This window comes from Patulibacter sp. NPDC049589 (assembly GCF_040675535.1).
GTDB lineage: Bacteria > Actinomycetota > Thermoleophilia > Solirubrobacterales > Solirubrobacteraceae > Patulibacter.
Window position 1 is genome coordinate 1 of record NZ_JBFAPC010000169.1, and the last position, 12135, is coordinate 12135.

Sequence of the window (12135 nt, forward strand, 5' to 3'; positions counted from 1 at the left end):
GCGGCGGCGCGCTTCTCACGGGCCTCGCGGCGGGCGGCGGCGCGGGCGGCCTGCTGCTCGGCGGCGCGGCCCGATCCCCCGCTGTCGCCTCCGACGCTGTCGTCCTCCCGGACGGCCTTGCTCGCGGCGGAGTCGGCCGTGGTCGTCGTCGCCGGCGGGGCCGTGGTCGTCGTGGGCGGCGCGGTCCCGTCGGCCGGCGGCGTCGGGGCGGTCGTGGTCGTCGGCTCGACGGCGCTGGTGGTCGTGGCCGGCGTGAGGACGTCGGCGTCGGCGGGCACGGCGCCGGCGCCGGCGCCGAGGAGTCCGGCGGTGACCGCGGCCGCGAGGACGCCCGCGCCGGTCGCGGGGCGGCGCCCGCGGCGGGATGATCGGTTCATCGGGAGTCTCCGGAGGCGGGAGCGACGGCGGGATCGGCCGTGAGCTGCGGGAACAGCGTGCCGAACCCGGGCCAGGGGCCCTGGGTCGCGCAGGCGGGACGGGCCACGTCGCGGCCGGGTGTGCGGAACACGTTGGTCAACAGTCGCTCGGCGACGGGTGCGTCCAGCCCGGTCGGCTGGGCGGGATCGCCACTGCTGCAGCCTACGGCGTCGAGCACCGGAAGGCCCCCGGCAAGACCCGCACCTCCCCCCGGAACGCGGTAGGCGTTTCGGCGGGCCTGGCCCAGGAGCCGCGGCTGATAGGCCAGTCCCTGCGGGCCGAAGCTCGCCCCGACGCGCAGGTAACGAACGTCCACGCCGCGCTGGCGGGCGTTCGTCGCGGCGGTCACGTTGCCCAGGAACGACGTGAACTCGCGGCGCCCGGTGCTGATCTGGCGCAGCAGCGGGTCGGCGGTGCGGGTGAACGGCGTCAGCGCGCCGAGCACGGTCGGCAGGCGGTCCAGGACCCGGTCGAACGCGGGCAGGCCCGCCTTCGACGCCGTGATGACCGGCCCGAGCCGTTGCATCAGCCCTTGCAGGTCCGGGCTCAGGCGGTCCAGCGCGTCGAACGTGGGCGTCAGCTGCGTCGCGACCGGCTGCAGGCGCTGGACGATCGGAAGAGCCCGGTCGCCAAGGGCCGTGACCTGGGGCAGCGTGAGCGCGACCTCGCGCTCGAACCGCGGCAGGCGCCGGAAGATGTCGGCGAGCTGGCGGTTGCGGTCGCCGATGGCGGAGAACGCGCGGTCGCCCGCGGCCATCAGGGTGCGCAGGTCGCCGCGGCGACGGCTGATCGCGTCGAAGACGTCAGCGGTGCCGGACACCGACTGCTTGACGGCGGCGCCCTGAGCGTCGAGCGTCGCCGAGAGCCGGTCGATCTCGTCGACGAAGCGCGGCAGCTCGCCGAACGCCTCGTTGAGGTCGACGCCCTTGCCGTTCAGGGCCCCGGCCTGCGTCTGCTGCCAGACGCGGAACGCCGCGCGGGTCTTGGGGTCCAGGGTCTTCAGGACGTCGTCGAGCTCGACCGTCGGCTGGACCGCGCCCGCGGCGAGGGTCCCGCCGTCGGGCAGCGCGCCCGTGCCGGCGGCGCGGTTCGGGGCGATCTCGACGTAGGTCTCCCCCAGCAGCGTCTTCGAGCGCAGCATCGCGCGGGCCGCCCGCGGGATCGGCGCGTACTTCGCGCGCAGCTCGATCGTCACGCGCGTCCGCCCGTCGCTGTTCGGGTCCAGCGCGACGACCTTGCCGACCGAGACGCCGGAGATCCGCACGTCGGACTGGCGCGTCAGCTGCGCCGCCTGGGTGATGTCCACGCCGAACCGGTAGCCGACCGGCTTGAGTGGGACGCCGCCGCCGAACGAGACCCAGAGGAACAGCAGGGCGCCGAAGCTCGACAGCGCGAAGACGATCATCACGAGCAGCTTCGGCAGCGTGGGGGCCTGCTTGATCACTTGGTCTGGTCCCCCTTCGGGCAGTTGTCCGCGAGGAGGGGCGGGTTCAGCAGATCGATGAGGGTCTGCAGGTACGGGCTGAGGGCGACCGCGCCGGGCCGCGTGTAGTTGTTGAGCAGGGCCTGGCCGCCGCACGTGATCTGCACGATCGAGCGGCGCATCGGGCCGGCGGCGTCCTGGGTCGACAGCGCCGAGTTCGTGTTGTGGCCCGCCCACGGCAGCTGGAAGAGGTAGCTCTGCTGGCCGACCCCGTCGCCGGGCGGGTCGTAGGCCATCGCGTCGAACAGGCGGTTCAGCACGCCCGTGAAGTCGTCGAGGCCCGAGGCCGACTGCGCGGTCAGCCGGACGCCGGGCTGCAGGCGACGGGCGATCGGCTGGGCGTCGCGGGCGAACGGGCGCAGCTGCTTCTCGAGGACGGGCTTCGTCGCCTGGAGGAACGGGCGGACCTCGCGGAGGCTGCCGGCGAGGCCCTTCGTCGCGGGGCGCACGGCGGGCAGCGCGGTCGACAGCGTCGCGGACAGGCGCCCGGCCTTCTGCAGGGCGTCGGTGCTCGTGCGGAGGGTGTCGGGCAGCAGGCGGACGGTCTCGCCGAGGTGCTGGTTCTGGTTCGCGAAGCGGGTGAAGAGCGCGTCGTTCTGCTTGACGAACGCCGCGAGCTGGGCGTCGGTGGACCCGAGCTGGCCGGTGATCCGGCCGACGTTCGTGATCAGCCGGCGCGTCATCGTGCCGCGCTTCGCCAGCAGCCGGCTGGCCTCCTCGGTGCTGCGCGACAGCGGCTCGAAGCGCCGGAGCGCCCGGGCGAGCGCCCGGCCGCCGCTTCCCCCGATCGCCGTGCCGGCGTTGCCGAGCAGCGACGCGAGCTGCGCCCGGGTGTCGCCGTCGAGCATCGCGATGATCTGGTCGAAGTCGACGTCGGGCTCGGTGGCCTCGACGGACAGCTCCGCGCCGTCCTTCAGGCTCGGACCCGACGCCGCGGTGCCCGGGTCGAGCTCGACGATCATGTCCTTCAGCGGCGTCTTCGGGCGCAGCAGCAGCGTCGCGTCGGGGTGCACGCGCGAGGCGTACTTGCGCTCGAGGTCCAGCCGCACGACGGCCTGGCCGCGGTCCAGCCGCACGCCGCCGACCTTGCCGACGGTGACGCCGGCGATCGTGACGGCCTGGCCCTGCCCGGGCATGACGCCGGCGGCGCTCGTGAAGCGCGCGTCCAGGCGGGACGTCGCGACGCCGCCGGGTGCCCACGACGGGAAGCTCACGTTCTGCTGGGAGAAGATGTACCCGGCCACGACCAGCCCGATGAGCGCCAGGAGCGCCATCGTCACGAGCCGCCGGGCGTTCTCGCGCCAGCGCCTCATCGGCCCGGCCCCGGGACGGGATCGAGGTTCGGGATCGCCGTGGCGGCCGCGCTCGGCGCGGTCCCGTCGCCGGGACCCTGCGACGCCTTGCCGTTGAGCGGCGGCACGGGGTTCTTCGCGCACGCGACGTCGGTGCGGATCGGCGGCAGCTTCGGCGAGAACGCCGGGCTCGTGCCGGTCGACGGCTGCGTCATGTTGGCGAACTGCGGCAGGCCGCCCGAGCTGCGGCTGTAGTTCGTGTAGCCGGTCTTGATCCGCGTGGCACCGCCGACGGTCTGCAGGCGCAGCTTCGTGCCGTTGCCGTCGAACGACTGGCCCTCGCCCGCCAGGCCGACCACCGCGTACCAGAACTCCTTGTAGTTCTCGACGCCGGAGGACAGCGGCCCGTCGTCGAGCTTGACCATCGCCGTCGGCAGGAAGACGCGGTTCAGGCAGGTCGCGAACGCGCCGACCGCCGGGACCCAGGTGCGGGAGGCGTGCGTCAGCCGCGCGGCGTCGGTGAGCGTCGGGCGGACGTCGCCCAGCAGGCCGCGGAGCTCGGCCCGGCTCAGCAGCGGCGCGGCCTGCCGCAGCCAGGGGCGGGCCGCGTCGACCGTGGCCGGCGTCTCGCGCATCGCGACGGTCAGGTCGCGGGCGGCGGTGCGGGTCGGCGGCAGGGCGCGCCGCAGCTGGGCGAACGCGGTCCGGCCGGCGGCCGAGGTGCCCGCCAGCTCGGCGACCGTCCGGCGCAGGGCCGCGGCGTTGTCGCCCGTCGTGGTGACCGTCGTACCGAAGTGGCGGACGACGCCGCGCAGCGCGCCCTCGTCCTGCGCCAGCGCGGCGGTGACGTCGCCCAGGCCGGCGATGGCCCGCGACAGGTCCCCGTTGGCCTGCCCCCTCAGGCTGCCGAGGACGGCGGTCCCGTCGCGCAGCGCGGCCGGGGAGCTCTTCAGCGTGCGGTTCAGCGCCTCTCCGCCGGTGACGCCCTGGACGTCCGGGTCCTGCGACGCGTCCTCCTTGGCGGTCGGCGTGCTGCCGAGCCCGTCGCCGAGGCCGTGGACCGTCTCGCGCAGCGCACTGCGGGTGTCGGTCTGCAGCGTGGCGAGCACCTGGTCCAGCTGGACGGGGACCGCCGTGCGGGTCACGGGGATCACGCCGCCGTCGGGCATCGCCGGGGTGTCCGGGGTGCCGGGCTGCAGGTCGACGTAGAAGTTGCCCTCGAGGAAGAGCCGCGGGCGGATCTTCAGCGAGGCGTCGCGGCGGATCGCGCGGCGACCGTCGCTCGTGAGCCGCAGGCGGATCTCGGCGTCGTCGCCGTCCTTGTAGCGGCCGGAGCCGACGACGGTGCCGACGGTGACGCCCGCGATCCGGACCGGGGAGCCCTTGGCGAGCAGGTTCGAGGTCCGCACGACCGCGGTGACCTCGTAGTGGTGCTTGAACGGCACGCGCTTGGTGAACGCGAAGAAGCAGCCGATCGCGACGAGGAGCAGCAGCAGCGCGCCGGCGCCGACGGGCCCGATCCGCGACTGGCGCCCGGCGCCGGGGACGATCTTCCGGCGCTTCACTTCGCGCCCACCTTCTGGCCCTCGGTGACGACGCCCTCGCCCGCGGGCGTGTTGCCGATGACCTGCTTGCCGGGCACGTAGACCTCGTTGCCGGCCTCGCACTCGCGGGGCTGCCCCGGCGAGGCCGTGTGCGGGTAGGGGTTGCTGTGGAGCAGGCTGTCGGCCGGGAAGAGGGGCGTGGGCGCCTTCAGGTCCTGGGCCGGGCCGTTCGCGGGCTTCGCCGCCGGGCCGGACTCGCCGTCCGGGTCGTTCGGGAGCGTCAGGATCCCGACGCGCAGGGCGCTGCCGATCGTGTCGGACTCCGACAGCGCGCTCGCGAGGTTGCGCGTCAGCAGCGTCACGTAGTTGCAGACCGTCTGGGCCGGGGCGATCTCGGCGACCGCGGGCCGCAGGGCGGTGGCCGCGGCGCCGAGCTGGGCGAGGCCGCCGAGCGCGACGTCGTCGTTCCCGAAGGTCTGCAGCCCGCGCAGCGTCGTCTGCAGCCGGCCGTTGAGCGCCGGCGAGCGGCGCAGCGCCGGCGTGCCGGCGCGCAGCGCCGCGGCGAGCCCCGGCGCGGCGTGCGACAGCGACGCGAACGCCGGTCGCAGGCGCCGGAAGAGCTCCGTCGACGCGTTCACGAACGCCGCCTGCCGGGGCAGCTCCTCGGTCCCGGCCTTCAGCGCGCGCGGCCCGTAGGAGATCGAGTCCTGGATCGCCGGCTTCACCGCGTCCAGGCCGCCGAGCGTGCGCCGCAGCCCGGTGACGAGGTCCGCCTGGGACTGCGCGACCGGCGCGACCTCGTCGGCCGCCTGCAGCAACGCGGGGAACAGCCGGTTCAGTCCGGTGCCCGGGTCGACGAGGTTGCGGAGCGCCGGCTCGGCGTGCGTCAGCAGCGGGGTCAGCCCGACGATCGCGCGGTTGAGCCCGTCGCCGCGGCCGGCCACGGCGGTCCCGAACTCCACGAGGTTCGAGCCCGACGCCTTGCGGGTCGGCGTGTCGAACGTGTCGAAGAGGTCGTCGAGCTCGACCGGCTTGGCGCCCGCGTAGCGCAGGTCGATCGTCTGGCCGTCCTTCAGCGCCGTGGTCGCCTTGCCGGGCGTCAGCTGGACGTACTTGAGGCCGAGCACCGAGCGCGGGCGGATCTCGACGCGGCTGTCGGCGGGAAGCGGCCGGGCGCTCTCGTCGAGCTTCAGCTCCACCGTCGCGCCCTGGCTGCCGTCGGTCCCCCTGCGCGGCACGACGGCGGACACGAAGCCGACCCGGCTGCCGCCCTTGCGCACGTCGTTGCCGACGATCAGGCCGGCGGCGTCGGGGACCTCGGCCTTGATCCGGTACGTCTTGACGAACGGCAGCCCGCTGTTGGCGTTGTAGGCCAGGACGACCGCGACGATCGCGATCAGGACCGTCGCGGCACCGATCAGGACGGGGTTGGCGGCCAGCGCGCTGCGCTTCATCCGGGGTCCGCCGCTGATCATCGATCGGTGTCCGGTCCGAGGAGGGTCTTCAGGGCGGTGCGGGCGCGGGCCGCGTCACCGGTGGCCGGTGCGGCGTCCGTGCTCGAGGAGACGGCCCGCGACGCCGCCTCGTCCGACACGGGTGCGCCGGTGTTGTCCTTCGAGAACTGCGCCTGGCAGCCGCCGACGGGCTTCGCGACCCGGGTGATGCAGTTGCTCAGGTACGCGTTCGTCCGCTGGTAGTGCGACGTGGCGTCCTTGCCGTTCAGCGCGCCCGTGTAGAAGTAGAGCGTCCGCAGGATGTTGGCGATCCCGCCGGTCTGGTCGAACGACCCGCCGAGCGCGGCGAGCCCGCTGGACACCGGCACCAGCGGCGTCCCGGTCGCCTGCAGCCGGTCCGCCAGGCGGTCGAGCTTCGGGAACGTCTCGCGGCCCTGGTCGGCGACCTTGCCGAGCGACGTCAGCGCGGGGGTGCCGGCCTTCGCGAACGGCCCGAGCTGCGTGACCGCCGTGTTCAGCTCGGGCGCGCGGTCGGCGAGGTTCGCCACCGACGGCCCGAGCTGGTCGGCGAGGTTGCCGAGCCGCTTCGCCGCCGGCTTCAGCTGCGCGAGGAAGCCGGGGAACCGCTGCAGGTCGCGCTCGAGGTCGTCGCCCCGCTCGGCGGCCGCGCCGCCGACCCGCGCCGACGCCGCTGTGAACGCGGCGAGGTCGCCCGCGCGCTCCGCCAGCGGCGCCAGCGCGGCGTCGGAGCGCTCGACCAGCGACGCGATCGTCTCGTTCTGCGTGGCGAGGATCTCGACGAGCCGGTTGGCCTGCTGCAGCGTCGGATTCGCGCGCTCGATCGCGCCGCGCAGCTCCGTCCCGTTGCCGGTGAGGCCGACGCCGAGCTCCCCGATGATCAGGCGCAGGCGCTCGCGCTGGGGCACGCGCATGATGTCGGCGAGCAGGTCGGGGCCGACGGGGCTCGAGGTGCGGCCGAGCGGCAGCGGGTGCTGCCCCTTGCCGGGTCCCGACGCGATCGGGCGCAGCGGAGCGGCCTGGACCACGCCCTCGCCGCGGCGCTGCGTCGGGCTGCAGTCGACGTACTGCTCGCCGATCAGCGACTGCAGGCCGATCCGGCAGGTCGCGTCCTCGCGGAAGTCCTGGAAGGCCGGGTCGGTGATGTCGAGGACGACGACGGCCTTGTTGCGCGCGTCGAGGTCCACGTCCTCGATCCGCCCGGCGATGACGCCGGCGACCTTCACGTCCTCGCCCGGGATCACGAAGCTGGCGTTGTCGAAGACCGCGCGGACGCGGTAGTGCGAGGTCGCGTCGTCGTTGCCGCCGCGGCCGAACGCGACGACGGACACGAGCACGACGACCACGACGACGACCGCCGCGAAGCCGATCCAGCCGCGAGCGCGCATCACTTGCCCACCGGGGTCTCTGCGGGATCGCAGTCGGCGTTGGCGAGCTCGCCCTGGTCGACGAACGGGCCGGACCCGTCGGGCAGCGCGCCCGACGCGGAGCCCGGGCAGCGCTTGAGGTTGCCCGTGCTGAGCGCGTCGCTGCGCCCGCGGTCGGCCGGCGCCTTCGGCACGAGCGTCCCGCCCTGCGCGTCGTCCTGCAGGGCGTACGCGTCGAACTCCGGCATCGCGGCGACGTAGTGCCCGTTGGCGTCGTAGGTGCCGGCGGCCTGCCCGAAGGACCCGAACCACGACATCAGGTCGGGGCCGTAGGGCCGGATGAACGACAGCATCGGCGTCGAGGTCTTCAGCGCCGCGGTGCCGGCCGGGAACGCGGTGCGCGACGCCTTCTCGACCGTCGGCAGGTCCTTCAGGCCGTCGAGCAGGTCGTTGCCGGTGCCGGGACGGTCGACGACCTGGCGCAGGTCGCGGAAGACCGGGACGGCCGCGTCGACGACCGGCCGCAGCTCCCGCAGGAACGGGGTCAGCCGCCGGGACGGGACGTCGGACGCGTCCACGAGGCCGCGCAGGTCCGGCAGCGATCCGCGCAGGTCCTTCAGCGCATCGCTGCCCTGAGCGAGCATCTGCGGGGTGTCGGCGAGGGCCGAGTTCAGCGCCCGGGTGTCGGCGCCGATCGCGTCGACGGTCTTCGCGGCCCCGCCGACGAGGCCGGTCAGCTGATCGCGTTCCTGCGCCAGCGCGCCCATCGCGCGGCTGCTGGTGACGACGAGCTTCTCGAACTGCGCGCTCTGGGCGTCCACGTCGGCGGCGAACGTGCGCAGCGCCTTCATGGCCTTCGGGAGCCGCTGCGCAGACTGCCCGCCCTGCACCTCGCGGCCGGCGTACCACTGGGCGAAACCCCGGATCGTCTTCTGCAGGCCCGCGCGGGTGCGCCCGTCGAAGGACGCGAAGAGCTGGTCGAGCTCCACCTGCGACTGCGTCTGCTCGACGGGGATCGTCGCGCCGTCGCGCAGCGCGGGCTCGAGGCCCGAGCCGGGGCTGACGTCGACGTAGCGGCTGGCGACGCCGGCGGTGCCCTGCGAGCGGACGACCGCGGTGGCGCCGCGGCGCAGCGGCGCGAAGTCGCCGGAGACCGTGATCCTCACCTCGGCGCGGTCGTCGGCGGTCAGGTCGATCGAGCTGATCGTCCCGACCTGCGTGCCCCCGATCCGCACCGTGCCGCCCTTCACGACCTGGCTGGAGTTCTGGAAGATCAGCCGGTACGGGTGCGATGGGTCGCCGCGGAGCAGGAGCACGGCCCCGACGACCACGAGCACCACGACCGCGCCGAGCAGCGCGACGGGGACCAGCGGACGGGACCGGGGGGCGGTGGGGGTACGGGACAGGGTGGCTCCTCGACGCCCGCCCGGCCGGCGGGAGGACGCCGGCACCGGCGCGCGGTGCTGCACTTCGGACCGGTGGTCCTGCTGGTTCCGGTGCCGCGCCCGGCCCGGGATGCTGACGTTCGTGGTCTGGGACCCGATCGGCCCCGGGGCTCGTCGAAATGACGGTTTCCGGAGTGCCTTTCGTGCCTCGGCGCAGCTCGTCCCGCTGCTGCGGACCGACGCGACGTGAAGACACTAGACGGCACGAACCTACCGTGGGTATTTCCCTGGACGGAAAACCAGAGCACCGGGCCCCGATTTGTAAACCCTCGGTTTCCGTCCGTCTGCGCCGGTGGTACGGCGCACGCGGCCCGGAGGGTCGTCCGGCCAACGAACGTCCAGTCGACCCGTGACCACCGTCACACCCCACGGGGACCCTGTACGGTGCTCGCACTTCGGTCCCGCCCGCCCTTCCGGTGCGCCCTGCAACGGGCTCGCGCGGGCCGTCATCCACCCCCGAGGAGAGCAGTCCTTGATGCGCAGAATCGCCGTCCCGTCCATCGCCCTCGCCGCCGCGCTCTCGCTCGCCGCGGTCGCCCCGTCGTTCGCCCAGGCGCCGGAGGCCGTCACCACGGTCACGGTCAAGCCGGGCGTCTCACCCTCCAAGGCCGGCACGAAGAAGAAGCCGAAGTCGGTCAAGCTCTCCTTCAACGCCACCTGGAAGACGTCGGGCCCCGACGGCGAGAACAAGCCGATCGTGCAGAAGGTCGTCATCGACTTCCCGAAGGGCTCGCTCTACCTCGGCGGCAAGTTCCCGTCGTGCACGCAGGCCAAGCTCGAGGAGGACCTCCCCTCGAAGGTCTGCCCCAAGGCGATCGTCGGCAAGGGCACCGGCGACGCGTGGGCCGACACCGCCAAGACGAAGCCGAAGTTCACCCTCGTCAACGGCGGCGCCTCGAAGGTCTTCCTCTACACCGAGCTCGTCAACCCGGCCGTCGTCAACCTGCCCGTCCCCGGCACGGTCAAGAAGGGCGGCAAGTACGGCGGCTACCGCCTCACGCTCACCGTCCCCGAGGAGCTCCAGGTCGTCGCCGGCACCCCGATCTCGCTGATCAGCGCCAACATCAAGACGACCGCCAAGAACTGGATCGCCACGACGTCCTGCCCCAAGGACAAGAAGTGGCCCTTCCAGGTCACCTCGTCGCAGAACACGACGGCGGACGCGGTCTTCACCTCCTCGGTGAAGTGCACGTCCTGATCCACGGCTGAGGCCCCGGTCGCGTGGCGGCCGGGGCCGGTCGACCGGGCGCAGGACGCCCCGGCCCCGCGGCCGGGACGGGCCGTCGCCCCCGCGCCGTGCACGGCGCCCCTGACGCCCCGCCGGCCCCGGTGGGGCGTCGGTCGTTCCGGACGGCCCCGCCGCCGGCCGAAGGGCCCGGAACGACGAAACCCCCGCGATGCGGGGGCTCCGATTCCCTGGGAGCGGGAGCGACGGGACTCGAACCCGCGACCTCTGCCGTGACAGGGCAGCGCTCTAACCAACTGAGCTACGCCCCCTCGGGATCGAGAAGTATGCACGAAACCGCCGCGACGCGCGACGCGGTCCGCATCGCCCGTCTACGAGGGCGTTCACGGCCGCGCGCCGGGGCCCCGATCAGACGCCGTAGGGCCGGCGGCGGCCGACGCGGGAGCGCAGGCCGGGGACCGCGAGGACGCCCGCGCGCAGGCGCTCGCCCGGCAGGGGCGGGAGCAGCTCGTCGGCCTCGGCGTACGCGGCGCGCGCGTCGTCGAAGCGTCCGATCCGCGACAGCCCGGCCGCGCGACCCCGCAGGTCCTCCGCCTCGGCCCGGCGGGCGACGGTCTCCCGGACCCGGTCGGCGTGGCGGCGGTGGACCCGCAGCAACGAGTCCGCGAGCTGGACCAGGTCGTGCGTCAGACCCGAGGGATGGCGGCGGTAGCGCACCGTCGCGCCGAGGACGGACACGAGCCCGTGCTCGCGCGCGAGGAGCCGGAGCCAGAGGTCGAGGTCCTCGGCCTGCGGCAACGTCTCGTCGAACCCGCCGACGTCGTCCAGTGCCGAGCGGCGGACGACGGTCGCCGAGGTGCAGAGCGGATGGCGCTCGTAGATCGTGGGCAGCACGAGCGACGGCCGGTGGCCCCCGCGGTGCAGGCCCTGCCAGCGCTCGCTGGTCACGCGGTCGTCGGGGCCGACGATGATCGTGTCCCCGGTCAGGATCGACGCGTCCGGGTGGTGCGCGAGGGCCCGCGCGTGGGCGGCGAGGTAGCCGTGCGTCCAGACGTCGTCGTGGTCGCAGAAGGCCACGAGGTCGACGGCCGGGTGCAGCGCCGCGATACCGGTGTTGCGGGCGGCGCCCGGTCCGCCGCGCTCCCCGCGCCGGACGACGCGGACGAGGCCGCCGTGGTCGTCGGGCAGCTCGACGGGCCGCGGGGACCCGTCGTCGACCACGACCACGTCCGCGGGCGGATCGTCCTGCCCCGCCACCGCGTCGAGCGTCTGCACGAGGTACGGGCTGAACCCGTGCACGGGGATCACGACGCCGACGGACACGCCCCGGAGGCTATCCCAGGGCCATCGGGACCCCCACCCGGGGCGGCCGCGGTCGTGGGCCGGCACCGGCCTCGGGAGCCCGGCACGGGTGGGACCGGATCCGCCCCGGCAGGCCCCCGGACGGCCGGCCGGGAGTGCGGTTCCCGCCCGTCGGACGGACCGTGTGCCGCCGATCACGCACGTGCACGGCCATGGGCGGCTGCGCCCGCGAGGGAGGCGCGGTAGCGTTCGGGTCCCGTGGTTGCTCCCGAAGACTCCGAGCCGCAGGTCGATCCGCAGGTGCCCACGGGCGCTTCGCAGGACGCCGCGGCCCCGCAGGCCCCCGACGCCGAGGCTCCCGCCCCGGCCGCGGAGGCCGCTGCCCCCGACGCCCCCGACGCCGACGGCCCGGCCGCGGACGGCGGTGACCCGTCGGTCGACGCCGCGACGTCCGGCCCGCAGGCGGCCGTGACCCCGGCGACGCCGGCCGTGGGCGACCCGGCGACGGACGCTCCGGTCGCGGGGGGCGCGGACGACGCCCCCGCGGGCGACGACGCCGCGATCGAGCCGATCACCCCGGCGACGACCACCGTCGAGGCGCCCGCCGCCGCCGCGGCGGCCGAGGGC

The 12135-nt window shown here is 74.6% G+C and carries 8 protein-coding genes, 1 tRNA gene and 2 pseudogenes; 2 read left to right on the plus strand and 9 right to left on the minus strand.

Annotation, left to right across the window (positions count from 1 at the left end):
- The 7 genes and pseudogenes from AB0L40_RS22980 to AB0L40_RS23010 all read right to left on the minus strand — a co-directional run.
- A pseudogene (locus AB0L40_RS22980) lies at positions 1 to 377 on the minus strand (hypothetical protein); the annotation flags it as partial.
- On the minus strand, positions 374 to 1861 hold the full coding sequence (locus tag AB0L40_RS22985; protein ID WP_364360249.1) for an MlaD family protein: 1488 nt from the start codon (positions 1859 to 1861) through the stop codon (positions 374 to 376). The gene AB0L40_RS22985 and the pseudogene AB0L40_RS22980, both read right to left, overlap by 4 nt.
- Positions 1858 to 3213, minus strand: a complete 1356-nt coding sequence (locus AB0L40_RS22990; protein ID WP_364360252.1) for an MlaD family protein — start codon at positions 3211 to 3213, stop codon at positions 1858 to 1860. The genes AB0L40_RS22985 and AB0L40_RS22990 overlap by 4 nt, the downstream gene beginning before the upstream one ends.
- Entirely contained in the window at positions 3210 to 4757 is a 1548-nt protein-coding gene (locus tag AB0L40_RS22995) for an MlaD family protein (RefSeq protein ID WP_364360255.1), read from the minus strand. Before AB0L40_RS22995 ends, AB0L40_RS22990 begins: the two co-directional genes overlap by 4 nt.
- Positions 4754 to 6190 carry an MlaD family protein gene (locus tag AB0L40_RS23000; RefSeq protein ID WP_364360258.1) on the minus strand — a complete coding sequence of 479 codons (1437 nt, stop codon included), beginning with the start codon at positions 6188 to 6190 and terminating at the stop codon, positions 4754 to 4756. The genes AB0L40_RS22995 and AB0L40_RS23000 overlap by 4 nt, the downstream gene beginning before the upstream one ends.
- Before the next feature lie 17 nt (positions 6191 to 6207).
- Positions 6208 to 7596 carry an MlaD family protein gene (locus AB0L40_RS23005; RefSeq protein ID WP_364360261.1) on the minus strand — a complete coding sequence of 463 codons (1389 nt, stop codon included), beginning with the start codon at positions 7594 to 7596 and terminating at the stop codon, positions 6208 to 6210.
- Positions 7596 to 9044: an MlaD family protein gene (locus AB0L40_RS23010; RefSeq protein WP_364360264.1), complete on the minus strand. Its 1449-nt coding sequence runs from the start codon at positions 9042 to 9044 to the stop codon at positions 7596 to 7598. The genes AB0L40_RS23005 and AB0L40_RS23010 overlap by 1 nt, the downstream gene beginning before the upstream one ends.
- Positions 9045 to 9495: 451 nt before the next feature.
- Here AB0L40_RS23010 and AB0L40_RS23015 point away from each other — a divergent pair, with 451 nt between their 5' ends.
- Positions 9496 to 10218: a hypothetical protein gene (locus AB0L40_RS23015; RefSeq protein WP_364360267.1), complete on the plus strand. Its 723-nt coding sequence runs from the start codon at positions 9496 to 9498 to the stop codon at positions 10216 to 10218.
- A 225-nt stretch (positions 10219 to 10443) separates the two neighbouring features.
- Here AB0L40_RS23015 and AB0L40_RS23020 read toward each other — a convergent pair.
- Both AB0L40_RS23020 and AB0L40_RS23025 read right to left on the minus strand, forming a co-directional pair.
- Positions 10444 to 10517 (minus strand) — tRNA-Asp (locus tag AB0L40_RS23020).
- Between the two features lie 97 nt (positions 10518 to 10614).
- Positions 10615 to 11529: a glycosyltransferase family A protein gene (locus tag AB0L40_RS23025; protein WP_364360270.1), complete on the minus strand. Its 915-nt coding sequence runs from the start codon at positions 11527 to 11529 to the stop codon at positions 10615 to 10617.
- Positions 11530 to 11766: 237 nt separating this feature from the next.
- Between AB0L40_RS23025 and AB0L40_RS23030 the strand changes: the two are divergent.
- Positions 11767 to 12135: pseudogene (locus tag AB0L40_RS23030) on the plus strand (ribonuclease E/G); the annotation flags it as partial.

What these genes read in the sequence shown, in the direction of transcription:
- AB0L40_RS22990 (WP_364360252.1), bottom strand. Translation starts at nt 3,213, where the DNA reads ATGAGGCGCTGGCGCGAGAACGCCCGGCGGCTCGTGACGATGGCGCTC.
- AB0L40_RS23005 (WP_364360261.1), bottom strand. Translation starts at nt 7,596, where the DNA reads ATGCGCGCTCGCGGCTGGATCGGCTTCGCGGCGGTCGTCGTCGTGGTC.
- AB0L40_RS23015 (WP_364360267.1), top strand. Translation starts at nt 9,496, where the DNA reads ATGCGCAGAATCGCCGTCCCGTCCATCGCCCTCGCCGCCGCGCTCTCG.
- AB0L40_RS23000 (WP_364360258.1), bottom strand. Translation starts at nt 6,190, where the DNA reads ATGAAGCGCAGCGCGCTGGCCGCCAACCCCGTCCTGATCGGTGCCGCG.